At 45.5% G+C, this 16,392-nt stretch carries 10 protein-coding genes; 3 read left to right on the top strand and 7 right to left on the bottom strand.

The features are described from left to right. Positions 1-57: 57 nt before the first annotated feature. From DWZ67_RS15920 to DWZ67_RS15910, 3 genes are all read right to left on the bottom strand, one after another. Complete coding sequence (locus tag DWZ67_RS15920) at positions 58-2,019, bottom strand: sensor histidine kinase (protein ID WP_120139299.1); 1,962 nt, start codon at positions 2,017-2,019, stop codon at positions 58-60. Beyond that, positions 2,016-3,887, bottom strand: a complete 1,872-nt coding sequence (locus DWZ67_RS15915; protein WP_120139298.1) for a sensor histidine kinase — start codon at positions 3,885-3,887, stop codon at positions 2,016-2,018. The genes DWZ67_RS15920 and DWZ67_RS15915 overlap by 4 nt, the downstream gene beginning before the upstream one ends. Positions 3,888-4,030: 143 nt before the next feature. Further along, positions 4,031-5,845: a DNA polymerase III subunit gamma/tau gene (locus DWZ67_RS15910; RefSeq protein WP_120139297.1), complete on the bottom strand. Its 1,815-nt coding sequence runs from the start codon at positions 5,843-5,845 to the stop codon at positions 4,031-4,033. Positions 5,846-5,987: 142 nt separating this feature from the next. Here DWZ67_RS15910 and DWZ67_RS15905 point away from each other — a divergent pair, with 142 nt between their 5' ends. After that, on the top strand, positions 5,988-6,296 hold the full coding sequence (locus DWZ67_RS15905; protein WP_005824736.1) for an FtsB family cell division protein: 309 nt from the start codon (positions 5,988-5,990) through the stop codon (positions 6,294-6,296). Further along, positions 6,293-6,637: a hypothetical protein gene (locus DWZ67_RS15900; protein WP_044467474.1), complete on the top strand. Its 345-nt coding sequence runs from the start codon at positions 6,293-6,295 to the stop codon at positions 6,635-6,637. The genes DWZ67_RS15905 and DWZ67_RS15900 overlap by 4 nt, the downstream gene beginning before the upstream one ends. Positions 6,638-6,730: 93 nt before the next feature. On the opposite strand, the gene DWZ67_RS15895 is transcribed toward DWZ67_RS15900, so the two are convergent. From DWZ67_RS15895 to DWZ67_RS15880, 4 genes are read right to left on the bottom strand one after another with little or no spacing between them, the layout of a single operon-like run. After that, positions 6,731-8,062 carry a DUF5125 domain-containing protein gene (locus DWZ67_RS15895; RefSeq protein WP_005834880.1) on the bottom strand — a complete coding sequence of 444 codons (1,332 nt, stop codon included), beginning with the start codon at positions 8,060-8,062 and terminating at the stop codon, positions 6,731-6,733. Positions 8,063-8,089: 27 nt separating this feature from the next. Beyond that, complete coding sequence (locus tag DWZ67_RS15890) at positions 8,090-9,601, bottom strand: glycoside hydrolase family 30 protein (RefSeq protein ID WP_016273940.1); 1,512 nt, start codon at positions 9,599-9,601, stop codon at positions 8,090-8,092. A gap of 31 nt (positions 9,602-9,632) precedes the next feature. Then, positions 9,633-11,159, bottom strand: coding sequence for a RagB/SusD family nutrient uptake outer membrane protein (locus DWZ67_RS15885; RefSeq protein ID WP_044467472.1), 1,527 nt, complete (start codon positions 11,157-11,159; stop codon positions 9,633-9,635). An 18-nt stretch (positions 11,160-11,177) separates the two neighbouring features. Continuing rightward, positions 11,178-14,093 carry a SusC/RagA family TonB-linked outer membrane protein gene (locus DWZ67_RS15880; RefSeq protein WP_369872094.1) on the bottom strand — a complete coding sequence of 972 codons (2,916 nt, stop codon included), beginning with the start codon at positions 14,091-14,093 and terminating at the stop codon, positions 11,178-11,180. Between the two features lie 439 nt (positions 14,094-14,532). On the opposite strand from DWZ67_RS15880, the gene DWZ67_RS15875 reads away from it, so the two are divergent. Continuing rightward, complete coding sequence (locus DWZ67_RS15875; RefSeq protein ID WP_120139296.1) at positions 14,533-16,248, top strand: DUF6377 domain-containing protein; 1,716 nt, start codon at positions 14,533-14,535, stop codon at positions 16,246-16,248. Positions 16,249-16,392: the final 144 nt, after the last annotated feature.

The following is a 16,392-nucleotide window of genomic DNA, read 5'->3' as shown; positions in this document are numbered from 1 at the left end:
AAACGAATTGCTCTGATACTATTGGCTTTAGCTGGAGCTTAAGCCGATTTTCAACTTTTAAGAAAGAGTCGGATAGGTAAAAGTAATCACTGCGATTTCTCCTTCTTCGACATTCTCGGTTTGATAGGTACCTTTGAAATGTTCAAAGAACAACTGGTTGATTTTCTGTTGCACTGATACTTTTTGAGAGGCAAACCTGGAATCGGCTATAGGACTGTTCTCTATCCGGCATGCGATGATGTGTTTGTCCGGATGGTTGACCAAGAACATGCTGACTTTGCGCGTTTCTTTGCAGTCGTTCGGATAAAGCAGCATACTTGTCACTATTTGTGTAAGGCGGTTGACGTCGGTATGGATACGCACATCTCCCACCTCCACTTGTAGTTCCAGGAGGATACGGCCTTCACTACGCATTTGTATTAGACAACCTAGTTCGTTGCACCATTCTTTTACATTACAATCCTGCAATTGAAATTTCATCATATTCGCTTCCAGGCGTGAGAGGTCCAATACGTCGTTTACCAGTTGGATAAGCTCACCCGAATTGGTCTGGATAATACCGGAATACTCTTTTCGCTCTTCTTCATCCAGTTCGTTGTCGGTGGAAAGCAGTTGGGAGAAACCGACTACATTGTTCAGTGGAATACGGATATTATAACTCATATTGGCAAGGAAACGGCTTTTTACTTCGTTGGCTTCTTCGGCAATAATTGCCAATTTACGCATTTCCTTCTCATCTTGTTGCAGCCGCTTCCTGCTTCTATACATATGTAGGTTGAAAAGTAACAAGGCTATAATGATGATAATGGAAGTGACCAGACAGATACGGTGAAAAGTGGCTTGCCGCTGTTCTTTCTGGAAAAGCAGTTGGTCCATATTATATAGGCTTTGTATCTGTTCTATCTGTGAGGTGGAGAATACTGTATATAACGAATCTCTTGCCTTGGTTATTTGTTTATAGATAGGAAGTGCGTCGTCCGGAAACCCCATCTTTACTAGTATATCCGCTTTCTGAAGTCCATAAATCATGGCATTATCCAGTGAAATAGGGGTTACAAGTTCAATGGCGTCTTCTAAATAAACCAAAGCTTTGTCGTATTCTTTTGTCAGTTGGTAATATTCGGCATATGCTGCCAAACGTATCAACCGATAAGGAAGAAATGAAGATGTACTGAGATGCCGCTCTGCTTTCTGCAAATATTCCCATGCTTCCGCAGGACGTTGAAGGCGGGTATAGTAAAGGGCGTATTGTAAATCTATGAGCAGATACAAATTGGTATAGCCGTTTGTCAGTACGGTGGTGCCTTCTTCCTGCAATCTGTTTTTTGCATTGTTGAGTTCCTCCAGATACCGGAACATGTTGTCGTTGTCATGGAGATATGAGTAAGCCAGTACCGCTTTTGTCAATAAATCAATCTGAGTGGCAAGGGAGGAATCCGGACTTGTCAGTTCAAAAGCCTTGTTCAGGTAGATGATTCCTTCTTTGTAACGTAAGGTATTGAAATATCCAGTCATCAGGCATAGGCATGCTTCGCGCATACCGTCATGGTTGCCAAGACTTTGAGCCTTGTCGTACATGTCTTGTGCTTGTTTGAGGGCTAATTCAATCTTCTGGCTGATGACATAGAATTCTATCATCATCTTTTTGCCTCTGAAGTAATGACGGTAGTAGTTGTGCTCTTCAGACAACTGTTCGAGCCTCCTCAGCCATTGTTCTGCATGTTTTTGGTCCAGTAGGTTGTAATAATAAATAATGTGTGCATATATGGCCGCACTCTGGTAAAGTATATTTTTCTGGGCGATGGCCTCTTCCAGTAATTTGTTCTCGTAATAGATGAATGTCGGTGACAGTTGGTCAAGCAGTGCTATCTGATATAGGGTTTCCAATCTGGTGGTATCGGCTGGGGAGGCAAGATATATACGTAGCAGGCTATCCTTGGCTTCTGTCCGTCGCACATCTGCGTGTGCGGACGGTAACAGCCAGCATAAGGCAATGAGCAATGTAAATATCTGTTTCATTTCTTATTCTCCTTTCTGCCTTTCTGGCTTATGGGATGGGTGAAGCAGAAGCGTGAGCCTTCGGCATACTCTGAATCAATCCATATTTGTCCGCCGATATGCTCTATGATAAGTTGGCATATGGAGAGCCCCAACCCACTGCCTTGAGCATTCTCGTTCAGCTTTTCAAAACGTTGGAAAATGTTGGCTTGCTTGTCTTTGGGAATGCCGCAACCGGTATCTGTTACGGTGAATAGTACGGTGTCGTCCGTTTCTTTTTCCAGCTTTAGGACAATGCTGCCTTGTGGGGTAAATTTGGTAGCATTTATCAGTAGGTTAATCAGGACTTGCTGCAGGCGTGAGTCGTCAGTCTCGATGGGCATTTCTTCCAGCTCGGTGGTGAATGTAAGTTCAGCTTGTGTCTGTTTCACTTTGTTCACGGTATCTATCACGTTTCTGCAGATGCTTACGGCATCATGTTGTGCAATACAGAATTGCAGTTTGCCGAATTCAAGACTCGATAGATCTATCACGTCGTTAATAAGCTTCAGCAATAGTTCTGAGTTCTGTTGGATAACTTCATTGCACTGACGGCGTGTCTCATCGTCCAGTCCCTCTTCCGTCAATAGGGATGAAAAGCCCGATAATGCATTGAGCGGGGTACGGATTTCGTGGCTCATGTTCGAGAGGAACACGCTTTTTGCACGCATGGCATTTTCGGCATTTATCCGTGATGTTGCCAGTTTTTGGGTGGAGAGCTTCACCTTTTCCCGCTGCCTTTTGAGTAGGATGGCAAGTAGAACAAATAACGTTACTAATGCCATCGTTCCTACCAATATGCTGGTTATGATTTTATTGTATTCGTTATTGCTGGCCGTCTCTATCTTATCTACCTGGTATTTTGCCTTTATCGTATTGATTTGCCGGATATAGCTTTGTGAAGCCAGTGTATCTATAGGAGGATACAATTCCTGATAGATTCGGCAGGCTTCCATGGCCATGCCTTGTATTTTACAGAGATAGATTTTTTCCAGCGAAGTCCAGCGGTAATACGTGGAGCGTTTATTACCGGAGTATTCTGCTTGCAATTTGGAGTAGATGTCCAGAGCTTGTTTCCAGTATTGTTTGTCCCAATTTCCCATGGCTCTATAGTAGGCGGCAGTGGTGTAATCCAAGTGAAACCGGTAGAACTTCTCTGGGTGCAGTTGGTAGATGGAATCCATTTTGTGGAGCCAGATGTTTGCTTCATCAAGATAGTCTTGTGAGAGGTGTCCATGGGAAATGGCAAAATTCGTCTTTTCGATGCAGAAAAAGAAGTCTGTCGGGTAGTCAGGCTCCTGATATAATATTTTCTCCAGTTCTTCCAGGATTTTTTCCGCTTCTTCCAGACGTCCTTTCCGTTGCAGAACGTTGGACATTTTTAAAAGAAGCTGTGCCCTATATGGATGCTGGCCTGAAATGTTGGATAGTTCAGTCAAAGCATCTTGGTATGATTCCAAGGCTTTATCCCCCATGTTGGCTATTGTATTATAGGCGTCTCCAATGGCTTGGTTGGCCACTACCATACCAAATTGGTAGTCTGTAGCTTTGGCTTCTTCGTACATAAGTTGTGCCCGGTTCGTTGCTAAGCTGATATCGCCGCGCAATGTGTAGGCATTGGCCAATTGAAGTTGTAATAGAAAATACGTCGTTCTATCTTCATTTGATTGTAGGGTGGGAAGAAGTTGCTCACTCCACGTAATGACGCTGTCTATGGATATGGAGTCATCATAGAGAACTTGTCTTTTGACCAATGATTGCAGAATACTCTGCTTTTCTTGATTGGCTATTGTATGTGCTGATAAGACAGAAGTATACAATATCTGCCCCAATAGCATCCATATAATCATTTTTGTTCTCAAATGTTTGTTTGCCTCTTTTGTTTATTATTGGCAAAAATAAATATAAACGAGTAAATAAAAAATTAAATAGATGCTTTTTTTCTCCTTTATAGTCAATTTGTTAGCAACTTTATGCAGGAGATTGGAAGGGATTAATAGAGTTCCAAACCAAACTCTTCTTTTAGTTGTAACAGTGCACTGTTCTTTTGTGCCATCATCTGGAATTTTTCAACGCGTCCATAGGCACGTACCTTTTCGGTAGGAGCACTAATCCGGACAGTCATGGTGACTTTGCGGTTCTTTAGCCGGGTACGTAGGTAATTTTGCAGAGTGGGTATCATGCCGGTAAATTCCTTGGCAACGATTTCATTATCTACCACAGCCTCAAAAGTTGTGTCATTTATTAAAGTGATGCGCATGTTCTGCATACGCTTGGCTATGGCTACTTGCTCCTTGGGCATACGTCCGGCATACTCCTGCCAGTAATAGTTCAAATCCCTTTCATTGAAGATGTAGTCTTCTTCCGGTTGTGCTGCTTGGTGGGCGGCAGTAGGGTTAGATGAAGGGTTTCTTTGTTCCTCTTCTATATGGGGGCGTTTGATGGATACCCCTAATCCGGACATTTTCATGACCGGAATTTTTTTCTCTTCTCTCCCTTGCGCCATTAATACGGCAGTAGGTGTAGCATGTGGAGTTGTTGCATTACTATGCTGCGTGGCAGCAGGTTGGGGAGTGCTGTTTGTCTGTACTGCCGGCTGTACGGTTTGTTGGGGCGTGGCAGCAGTGGCCTGTGGCTGCTGAGCGGCGGCAGGCTGCGTGAATATGGGTTTTATAGCTTGTTTAGGGCTGCGCCCATTGGCACCGTCGTCCTCCTCGGCGGTCAGTTGTGCCACTTGTATCAGAGTGAGCTCTACCAGTAGCCGTTTGTTTTTACTGGCACGGTAGTTCAGGTCACAATCGTTGCAGAGCTTCATGGCACGGTAAAGAAAAGGGAGGGGGCATTGCTGTGCTTGTGCTTGGTAACGTTCGCGGATGCTTGCGCCCACTTCAAGCAACGGCAGTGTCGCCGGGTCTTTGCTGACAAGCAAGTCGCGCAGGTGGGATGAAAGTCCGGTGATGAAGTGGCTGCCGTCGAAGCCTTTGTTGAGCACATCATTCAGTAATAGCAACGCGTCACTGATTTTGTTCTCAAGAAAGAATCCGGTTAGTTTGAAGTAGTATTCATAGTCCAGCACATTGAGGTTTTCAATCACGCTCTTATAGGTGATGTGTCCTCCGGTGAAGCTTACCACCTGGTCGAAGATGGATAGTGCGTCGCGCATACCGCCGTCTGCTTTGAGGGCAATGACATTCAACGCTTCCGGTTCAGCAGTGATACCTTCTTTGGAGGCGACATATGCGAGGTGTGCTACGGTATCTTCCACACCAATCCGGCTGAAATCATATATTTGGCAGCGTGAAAGGATGGTGGGCAATATCTTGTGCTTCTCGGTAGTGGCAAGGATGAATATGGCATGGCGTGGAGGCTCTTCCAGTGTTTTCAGGAAAGCATTGAAAGCCGAGGCGGACAGCATATGTACCTCGTCAATGATATATACTTTGTATTTGCCTATCTGAGGTGGAATGCGTACCTGCTCCACCAATTGGCGGATGTCATCCACAGAGTTGTTTGAGGCGGCATCCAGCTCATGGATATTGTAGGAGCGCTGCTCATTGAAGGCAGTGCAGGATTCACATTGGTTGCATGCCTCGCCGTCTGCTGTGGGGCTCATGCAGTTGATTGTTTTAGCAAAGATACGGGCACAAGTTGTTTTTCCCACGCCTCTTGGACCGCAAAAAAGATAGGCATGCGCCAGTTTTCCGGTGGCAATGGCATTCTTCAAGGTAGTGGTCAGTGCACGTTGGCCTACTACGGACTCAAAGGTCGAGGGACGATATTTCCGTGCAGATACGATATAGTTTTCCATATTTGGGATATTCTTTGCTTTTTGTGCAAATGTACACAAAAAAAAGAAATCTTTCGGTTATTCCTCTTATCTTTGTGACGTGAAGTTATATGATGGGCAAGCTCCATCATGAATGATAAATTGCTAAATAGTAGATAACGAGATGGATAAACTTGCTTCTCTTTGGTCTTTTGTCCGCAAGCATAAATATCTGATTACGCTTGCGTTGTTTGCTGTAATTATCGGGTTCCTGGATGAGAACAGTGTTGTACGCCGTTTGGGTTACGCCCGGGAAGAAAGCCGTCTGCGCGATGAAATAGAAAAGTACCGCAAGGAATACGAGGAGAATACCGAACGGCTCAATGAGCTTGCCGTCGACTCCGGTGCCATCGAACGGATTGCCCGTGAGAAGTATCTGATGAAAAAGCCCAATGAGGATATTTATGTATTTGAAGAAGATATAGAAGAATGAAACAACTGATACCTGCCCTTTTCGCAGTAGGGGCCGTGATGCTCTTGGCAGGAGCTGCCGTTTATATCACGGGCTGGCCTCTTTCACCTTATGTATATACTATCGGCGCTACGATGGTTGCTTTGGCCCAAATTAATTCTCCGTCCAAATGTAAAAGTCCCACTGTCAAACGCCTGCGCCGACAGCAAATATTCGGTGCGCTTTTGCTGGTGCTTACGGGGGCATTCATGCTCTTTACAAGGGGCAATGAATGGATTGTGTCTCTGACGATAGCCGCCATTCTTGAGCTTTACACTTCGGTACGTATTCCACAAGAAGAGGCGAAAGAAGGTTTAAGCTAAATCCGGAACATATATTCTGCATAAACAAGAGGGGCTGAACTCTTTTATAGAGCCAGCCCCTTTCTCATTTAGTTAATCTTCTGCGTTATCCGTCTATCTTTCTACCTTTTCTACTGTCAGAACTGCCGAAGAGACACCTGCCGTTACGTCAACTGTGAACCGGTAAGCGACACCGTTTTCCAGGCTTTTGCCTTCTACGAGGCCCAAGTTGCCGGCATCACGTCCGTTGGTACCGTCACCTATAAATACTAAGTCACTGGTGGTAGACAAGGCATCGTTTTTATATTCACCTCCCCAACCTTGCTGGTGGAAGAACTTGAAGTTGATGTCATCAGATTTGATTTGCTCTCCCGCTACTACTGTTACCTGATACTTCTTCGCTTCAATCTGTGACATGCAGAGACCTTTTTCTGTAGTCCAACCTACGGCATTGGTCGCTACGGAAGGTTTACCGATACCGTCACCGATAATCCAAAGGGCGCCGGTTCCGTCATCGTTCAGAGTGGCGGTGCTTGTTCCGTTCATTTTCAATACTTCCAGATAATTCAGGGCCAGGTTGGCAATGACGCGATAAGTTCCATCGATGGGCAGGAACTTCAGCGAACCGTCTTCATTCTTTTCGAAGAAGTCGGGGTCTATCCAATATTGGTCGAAGTTGGGAATGTCTGCAGTGATGTTGTCCCCTTGCTTCAGATTGAGGTCGATGCTGTAATGGTCATCATCCACCATCTCCATTTCAGAACCGTTCAGCAGTAGTTTCACGAAAGGAGCGGCTGCATAAGTCAACGTATTGAAGGAGATGGAATATTCTCCAGCTGACAGATTGGAGAAGGTAATTTCACTGGAGGTACCTTGTGTAATGGCACCGTTGCTCCATCCGAAGTTGATTTCATTCCCGTTGGCGCCTACTTTAGGAGCTTTGATGTAACCTTTCACTTTTTGTGCAAATTCACCGGTCACGCTATACTGATTGGCTGCGACTTTTTCCATGCGGTATTCTTGGTCTCCGGAAATCAGAGTTAGGTAGGGGAAGTCCGGACGACTCAGCGCCACGTCATAGCTTTTCTCTGTAATTGTGAAATTGATGTTCTGCAGAATGAACTTCAATGTAGCTGTTCCGTTGGGAATATTTGCCAGATAGGGAACATATATTTTCCCGGTATAGTCTTGACCGTTTACTTTTGTACGGATTATAGTCTCTGACACCATTTCGTCGCTGAAGTATAACCGCGCTTTTAACGTGGAAAGGGGTACATCTGCGTCCGATGCCTTGATTGTAAAAGGCAGACTGTCTCCGAACAAGGCTGAAGAAGGTTCTGCCTGAAAGTCCATTGTCGGGTTGCCGGGAACCGGATCGTCATCGCTGCAAGCATTCAGCATGGCTATGCCTGCCAATGCCATTAGATAGTATTTTAAGCTTTTCATTATAATCTTCTGTTTAAATTATTAGTTTTATTTTTTCCAACGGTAAGAAACGACTGCTTTGGCCGGAACTTCGTAGGAAAAGTAGTGTGTGCCGTCGCTTACGGTGATTCGCTTGGCATCTGCATTGTTGTTTGCCAATACGAATGCATAGGTACCGTCCGTATTCTCGAAGGCGGAGTAGGTGATTCCGTTGGCTGTGTAACCGGTCGTTCCGATACGTACAGCTCCCGGTTTCACGACTGAAGACATGTGCCCGATAAGGTAATAATGGGAATTACGGACAATTTTAGAATAGTTTGTATTGTCAATATCCACTGCACCGTAGCAGGTCTTGCAAGAACCATCTGAGGGGCTTACCGGTCCCAGGTCACTGTCTAACATCAGATTCCACACAATGGTGCCGCGGCACCAGTTGTTGGCTGTTCCCAATGCTATTTCTTCCATATCGTTAAGCAGGCGTGCTTCCAAATCGCGACCGGAGTTCCAAGTACCGATGGAGGTTTCCGTAAAAAGCAGTTCCTTGTTGGGATAGAGTTTGTGGATATTCAGCAACTCAGAACGGTTACCGCCATAATTATGGTAGGCAGCGCCCGCAATGTATTGTGAGGCTTCCGCATCATCATAAATCTTGGTAGGGTAACTTTTTTGGTCGGCCAGATTGTCGTAGTTGTAGTTATGGTCGAAAACATAAATCTTTGTAGTAACTCCGGCTTCTTTGAAGGCAGGGCCCAGGCCGGTCTTGATGAAGTCACGGGCTTCTTCCCATCCCATGAACAAGGATGCTGAGTTACCGTGGTTCAGCGGTTCGTTCTGCGGAGTCACAGCGTGGATTTTGATGCCTTCCTTTTCGAAAGCTTGTATCCATTTTACGAAATAGTCGCCATACGTTCTGTAATATTCGGGGTTCAAGTGTCCGCTGGTCCATGAGTCAAAGGGTACACGTTCCTCCAGGCTTTTCACTTTCATCCACTTCGGACATGTCCAGGGAGCGGCAATTATTTTGACGGCAGGATTGATTGCCAGAATTTCCTTCAATATAGGAATCACATATTTGGTGTCTTCCATCGGAAGGGCAAAGTGCTCAAGCCCCTTTTCGTCACAGCAAGTGAATTCACTGAATGAGAAGTCGGAACAACCGATGGCAATACGTACATAGCTGAAGCCGTAGCCTTCTTTGTCCGAGAATGTTTCAGTCAGAAACTTCGTGCGGTTCTCTTGTGTCATCTGCATCAGGTTGTAACCGGTAGAGCCGGTGATGGCTGCACCGAAACCGTCCATTTCCTGATAGCGGGTGGCAGGGTTGAGTGTCACGGTAGAAGGTGACATGTTGCTTCCGGTGCCGAAGGCCAGCCCGGACTTTGTCAAATCATAAGTACGACTGGTGTTCGTTACATAGAGGGTAACATCCTTTGCCTCTTCCGTGGGTTGGTCTGGCTTGGGTTCCGGTGTAGGGGTGATGTTACTGTCATTGTCATTGCCGCAGGCTGCCAGTATGGTGAAGCAGCCTAATGCGGTAGTGAATATATTTCTTAAATTCATATTCAATTGATTTTTATATTACTCATTAGTATTAATAGCCCGGGTTCTGTATCAGATTTTCGTTCTGGTCGATGGCTCCTTGGGGAATAGCCAGCAGATAGGAGTTCTCATTGAACAGATTTTCTTGTGCATGGCGGCCGCTGTCTTTGGCGTAAACGGCGTTCATCACTTCTTCTACCTTATTGAGGCGGCAAAGGTCGTACCAGCGCTGTCCTTCAAAGGCAAGCTCCATGCGGCGTTCGTCCATATAAGCTTGGAGCAATGCTTCTTTACTGCTGCGGGTGCTTTGTGGAAGTTTGCCCAGTCCGGCGCGGTTGCGGATGCGGTCGATGATGTCGGCTGCACCGTTCAGGTCGGGAGCCTCTCCCATAATTTTTGCTTCGGCTTTGAGGAGCAGGATATCGGCATATCGCAGATAGATAATGCTGTTGAACGCAGAGCGGCATTTGTACATGAAGGCATAATGGTCTGCCGGATAATAGTTGCTCCATCCGCAGTCATACCATACAACAGATTCATTGTAACGTTTCGTGTCTCCTTGCTCTTCATAGAGGCGGATAAGGTCACGGGAAGGGGTAATCCATTTGGCCCAGGTGAAACTTTCATCCCAGTTGCTCAAGTTACGGCCGAACATCCAAGTACACCAGTTGCCGGAGCCGGGAGGAAAGTGGGCTTCGAGAATTGCCTCCTTGGTATTGCGCACCCGGCAGTCTTTTTTTTCCGTATCATACGCCCAAAGGTCACTGAAGTCTTCCACGAGGTCGAAGCCGTCGGCAGCAAGTTCATCGGCATATTTGATAACCTTTGCATAATCGCGCAGAGGTTTTTCTGCATAGACCTTGGCAAGCATGGCACGTGCCACCGATTTGGTAAGTATGCTCTTGTCTGATGTGTCGTTTGTCGGTGTGTTGGGGTTTTCCACTGCTTCAGTCAGGTCTTTCTCTATTTGGGCGTAAGCCTCTTCAGCCGTATTCTGTGGAGGAAAATAGGTCGGGTACATTTCTTCTACGTTGTCTTCGGTAATGTCACCGCCCACGGTAGTGATGACCGGGAAGTTACCCCATAAGCGTACCATATCGAACATGACCATGGCACGGAATATCTTGGCTTGTGACTGATACTTGCCGCGTTCACTTTCACTGAGTGCCTTGAGCTGGTCACAGCCCACGATGATGCGGTTGGCAACGGCAATGTCGCCTAAGAAACGGTCCCAGTCACGTTTTAGTACAGAATTAGAGCCTTCAATGGAGTTGGTTTCGTAAGGCACCACTTCGGCCCCCGTTGTTCCGGCGTAGGCATTATCGGAATGAGCGTCACCGATAAGCAGTTTGTCGACATACCAGTGCTCCTGCTGGTCACGAAATTTTTTGTGAAGGGTTACCATTGAAGTTTCCACGTCTTGCACACTGTTGAAAATAGGCTTTTCATCAGTTTTGTTCACTCCTTCCGTTACATCCGAGTAGGTGTCTACCGGATTATAGTCCAAGTCACATGAGGTTGCGGTCATTGCCAACAATACACCGCAAGCTATACTTTTATATATATGGTTTAGTTTCATAAGTTATTTCTTCCTTTTTTAGAATTCAACATTGATACCGAAAACGAATGATTTGCTCTGCGGGTAAGTTCCATAGTCGATGCCCTGTACAGAACCGCTGTTGCCATATTGGTTCACTTCAGGATCCATACCTGAATAGCTGGTCCAGGTCAGCAAATTGCTGGCGGTAAAATAAGGCTGTACGCGGCTGATACCCCATTTCTTGAACTGGCGGCAACGGATGTTGTAAGAGAGTGAAATGTCTTTGACACGCAGGTAGCTGCCGTCTTCTACAAAGTAAGTGGAGTTCTTGATGTTGAAGTTGGCTTTCGGGACATTCGTAATCTGTCCGGGAATTCTCCAGCGTTTCAATACTTCCGTTGACTGGTTTTTACCGTCGTACATACCTTCGGTTTCCATACGGGACACATTGAAGATGTCGTTTCCGTAGCTTCCTTGGATGAAGATGCTCAGGCTGAGGTCTTTCCATGTAAAGGTGTTTGTCAATCCGTAGATGAAGTCGGGATTCGGGTCGCCGATATAGGTACGGTCAGAAGTGGAAATCTTGCCGTCTTCGTTAAGGTCGCGATAAATCAGGTTACCGGTTTCGGGGTCTACACCGTCGCTGATGTAGCCGTAGAAACCACCCAAAGGACGTCCGGGCTCATTGCGTACGATATTTTCTTTCACCACCTCGGCGCTGCTTGCTGCTGTATAGATTTTCTGCAATGACAGCTTGGTCAGCTTGTTCTTATTGAAAGAAATGTTGAAGTCTGTATCCCAAGAAAACTCGCCGGTCAGGTTATGGGAGTTGATGGCGAACTCGAATCCCTTGTTGGTCATCTCGCCTTCGTTACGGGTGATGCTGGTGGTTGCTGCCGCACCAGCAGGCAGACTTACATTCATCAACATGTCTGTAGTTTTCTTGTAATAGTAGTCCATGCTGAAGGTTAGTCTGTTGTTCAGTACAGTCAGGTCAAGACCGATGTTCGTCTGGTTGGTAGTTTCCCATTTCAGGTCACTTGTTCTCAGGTTGGCCTGGCTGATACCGGGAACTGCATGGTCGTTACCTTCTTCAAACCAGGGTATGCGGTTGATGTTGTAACGTTGCAGATACGAGTAATCGCCTATACCGCTTTGGTTACCGGTCTGTCCCCAGCCACCGCGGAGCTTCAAGTCATCAATCCAAGCGATGTCTTTCATGAACTTTTCCGACGAAATGCGCCATGCAGCCGAGAAGGAGGGGAAAATACCCCAGCGATGGTCGGGATGCAGCTTGGATGAACCGTCGGCACGCATGTTCATGGTAAGCATGTACTTGCTGTCATAGTTGTAGGACACACGGGCGAAATAGGAAGAGATGGCCCACTGTGAAGCTCCTGTTCCGGTACCGTCCCATGAAATTTTATTGGCAGCGTTCAGGGTCTGTATTTTATCGTCCCGGAAATGTGAGCCGTTTATCCAGCTGTTGGTATAGTCCGATTTGGTATAGGAAGAACCTGCCATTACGTCGATGCCGTGCTTCTTGATATTGGTATTGTAAGTCAATATATTATCGAAAACCAACACGGTATTCATATTCCGGTTGTCAGAGGCTGTACCGAAGCTGTTGCGTCCGTCGGTGGTCGATATTGGATCGAGGAATGTGGTGCTTACACCGTTACGGCGGTCCAGGGCTACAGATGATTTCAACTTTAGGTTGGGCAGGAAGCTGATGGTAGCGGCTCCGGATGCGATGAGGCGGTTTTCCTTGTTCTTGTTGTTTTTCTGGCGGGCCAGGTTTTCCATCGGGTTCATGATGTTCACTCCATAGAAGTTCTTATTGTATTGATTCGGTTTTTCAGGATCCCAAATAGGAGCATAGGTCGGAGTGTTGATGACCGAGAGGACTACACCACCACGGTTGGCACCCGTACCGGAGATGATGCCGGTGTTTCCGATGTTGTCGGAGTAGGAGATATTGGCACTTACATTCAGCCAGCTGCGTATTTGGTTGTCGATATTGGCGCGGAAGCTATACCGCTTGAAGTATGTTCCTTCCAAAATACCTTTTTCATCCAGATAACCGGCAGAGAGGAAGTATTTCATCTTTTCATTTCCGTTTGATACGGACACTTGGTAATTCTGGGTTTGTCCGGTCTTGTAAACCTCGTCAAACCAGTCTGTCTGGTCGGTCAGCCCTTCAAGAGCAGTTGGATTTACAGCCCCGATTTCTTCTTGCAATTCGCGGTACTGTTCTGTATTCAGTGCTTCCATGCTCTTGCCTACTTTTGTCATGCCATATTGTACGTTCAATGCTACTTTGGCGTTGCCTGCCGAGCCGCTCTTGGTAGTAATCAATACCACACCGTTGGCTGCGCGCGAACCGTAGATGGCTGCTGATGAGGCATCCTTCAGAATAGAGAGGTTTTCAATGTCGTTGGGAGAGAGAAAGTTGATATTGTCTACAGGTACACCATCCACTACGTAGAGCGGGTCGTTGCTACCATTGAATGAGGTGGTACCACGTACGCGGATACTCATACCACCGCCCGGTTCGCCGCTGGGCTGCATAACCGACACACCGGCTGCTTTACCTTGTAGGGCTTGGGCTGCCGATACAATGGGGCGTTGGTCCAAATCCTTTGTAGAAACCGTAGATACGGCAGTGGTTACGTCTTTACGCTTCACACTTCCATAACCGATAACTACCACTTCGTCCAGCAGTTCGTTGTCTTCCTGCAATGTGATATTCATGTTGGTGGCTGCTTTTACCTCTATCGTTTTGTAGCCGATGAAGGATATTACCAGTGTGGCATTCTGTCCTACACTCAGGGAAAACTCCCCATCCAGATTGGTAACAACACCGTTGGTTGTTCCCTTTTCCAATACAGATGCACCAATGACCTCCAGGCCTGCGGCATCTACTACTTTACCCGTAGCTGTCAATCGTTGGGCAAATGCATTTGTTGACATTAGCAGTACGAGTAATGTCAGAAGGAGCTTGTAACTCCGCGTAAGAAGATTTCTTGTAATCATTCTCATAGTACTTTAATTAAAAGATTTAATTTATTTTAGAAAAGTATGTTCTAATAGAGATTGGATGTTTTCCATAGTACACTTTTCTTTCTCTGTTGCAAAGATAGTGGACAATCTTATTCGTCCGATAGGCGGGTAATGTGGAGAAGTAAGTCGGAGTAAAATGTAAATATCACATATATAGCGGGTTATGCTCTTGCTGATTGCTGTATAAAGTAAAGGTCAGCTACTATGGAAGGAGGTCTGTATATGCTGTTTTATCGCTGTAAATGGTCGAAATACCTCTTAACTTTCATGTACTTTTTAGGGTAGAAGTAGCTTATGTTTAGATAGATTAATTTATCTTTGTGCTCTCAGCTTTATATAAATAATAGAAATGAAAAGAAAAATCATAGCTTTACTATTTTTACTGATGGGGTGTACCTTTCTGAATGCGGCACCTTACAGTGAAAAGATAAAAGAACTGCTGGTGCGCCTTGACTCTCTGATTGCGCAAAAAAACACGTTTGCTATGCTTAAAGAGGCGAAGATTGCCCAGTTGCACAAGCTGCAAAAGGATGTGCGTACTTTGGAAGAGAGATATTGGCTGAATAAAAATCTTTATGATGAGTATTGCGTCTATAACGCCGATTCTGCAATGAATTATGTGGTAGACAATTTGAATATAGTTTATAAGCAGAATGATAAATACCGGCAGATGGAGTGGAAGATAAAAAAGTCTTTTCTGTTGGCTGCCACCGGTTTGTTGAAAGAAGCTCAGGATGAATTGCGCGGAGTTTCAGGCGGTTCGCTCCCCAAAGAATTGTTAGTGGACTATTACGGGCAAATGCTGTATCTGTATTCGCATTTCAATCAGTATACCGGTAGTGAAATGGGTACTTTGCATGAACATTATGCACAGTTGGAGCGTGTTTACAAGGACTCTTTGAATATGGTTCTTACCCCTGAAGACCCCTTGTTCTTGTGGTATAAAGGGCAGGTAGTACAAGGTACGGACAGTATGTATGTTTTTAAGGAACGTTTGCAGAAGGGAATTCTTAATTCTGCATTCGACACTCGGCGTGATGCCATGAATGCTTACGTGCTGGCCTGCTTTTATCGCGAGTCCGATGAGCAGGAAAATTATCTGACTTACCTGATATATTCTGCTATGGCCGATGTACGTATCTCCAATAAAGATATTGCTTCGTTGGAAGAGCTGGCGGGGGTACTTTTTAGTTTGGGTGATATTGACCATGCCTATGTCTACATGAGTTACTGCTTGCAGAATGCCTTGGCATATCGGAACCGGGTGAGGGTAGTGGGCATCTCTGCGGTGCAGGACACCATTCATCAGATCTATCAGGAACGTAATCAGAGGCAAGAAGCGCGGTTGCGCATGTACTTGGTACTGGTCAGTGTCTTGTCTTTGATATCCTTGTTTGCCTTCCTATATATATACAAGCAGATGAAGCGGTTGAAGCAGTCGCGCCAACAGCTGAATGAGGCAAACAACCGCTTGAATAAGCATGTGGAAGAGCTTTCGAAAATGCACGGACAAGTGGCAGAAACGAATGTACAGCTTACTTCTTTGAATGAACAGTTGAGGGATACCAATAATCAGCTTCGTGAATCCAACTATGTGAAGGAGGAATACATAGGTTATGTCTTTTCCATTTGTTCCAATTATATCAGTAAGCTGGATGAGTATCGGAAAAATATCAATCGTAAGCTTAAGGCAAACCAGTTGGAGGATGTGAAAGCATTAACCGATACTCATTCTATGGCACAGAATGAGTTGAAAGAGTTCTATCATAACTTTGATGCTATCTTCTTGCACATTTATCCGGATTTTGTAAGTGACTTCAATGCCTTGCTCCATCCTGACGAGCAGATTGTGCTAAAAGATGGTGAGTTACTGAATACGGAATTGCGCATTTATGCTTTGGTGCGTTTAGGTATCACTGATAGTGTGAAGATTGCCGAATTCTTGCATTATTCACCTCAGACCGTTTATAATAATCGTTTGAAAACACGTAATAAGGCTATCATTCCTCGGGAAGAGTTTGCTGCCGTTGTGCGTTCTTTGGGTAGGGCACAGAAGTGGATTTGATAAAGGCTTCTACTGATTGTCGCTGTATGATGCGTAGATGACACCTAAGAGTTAGGAAAAAAACTGCGATGTACTACCTTGTTTTTCCCTAAAAAACTAATCTTTCCACAGCAATGTTCTTTTCTTACCACAGCTGTGGAAAGA

The sequence above is a fragment of the Bacteroides sp. AF34-31BH genome (assembly GCF_003602795.1).
GTDB classification, from domain to species: domain Bacteria; phylum Bacteroidota; class Bacteroidia; order Bacteroidales; family Bacteroidaceae; genus Bacteroides; species Bacteroides uniformis.
Note: the sequence above shows the minus strand (reverse complement) of the source record. Positions and strands in the feature narration are given on the sequence as shown.

Coding starts and splice junctions, on each gene's coding strand:
- DWZ67_RS15920 (WP_120139299.1), bottom strand. CDS start 2,019: ATGAAACAGATATTTACATTGCTCATTGCCTTATGCTGGCTGTTACCG.
- DWZ67_RS15915 (WP_120139298.1), bottom strand. CDS start 3,887: ATGATTATATGGATGCTATTGGGGCAGATATTGTATACTTCTGTCTTA.
- DWZ67_RS15910 (WP_120139297.1), bottom strand. CDS start 5,845: ATGGAAAACTATATCGTATCTGCACGGAAATATCGTCCCTCGACCTTT.
- DWZ67_RS15905 (WP_005824736.1), top strand. CDS start 5,988: ATGGATAAACTTGCTTCTCTTTGGTCTTTTGTCCGCAAGCATAAATAT.
- DWZ67_RS15900 (WP_044467474.1), top strand. CDS start 6,293: ATGAAACAACTGATACCTGCCCTTTTCGCAGTAGGGGCCGTGATGCTC.
- DWZ67_RS15895 (WP_005834880.1), bottom strand. CDS start 8,062: ATGAAAAGCTTAAAATACTATCTAATGGCATTGGCAGGCATAGCCATG.
- DWZ67_RS15890 (WP_016273940.1), bottom strand. CDS start 9,601: ATGAATTTAAGAAATATATTCACTACCGCATTAGGCTGCTTCACCATA.
- DWZ67_RS15885 (WP_044467472.1), bottom strand. CDS start 11,159: ATGAAACTAAACCATATATATAAAAGTATAGCTTGCGGTGTATTGTTG.
- DWZ67_RS15880 (WP_369872094.1), bottom strand. CDS start 14,093: ATGTCAACAAATGCATTTGCCCAACGATTGACAGCTACGGGTAAAGTA.
- DWZ67_RS15875 (WP_120139296.1), top strand. CDS start 14,533: ATGAAAAGAAAAATCATAGCTTTACTATTTTTACTGATGGGGTGTACC.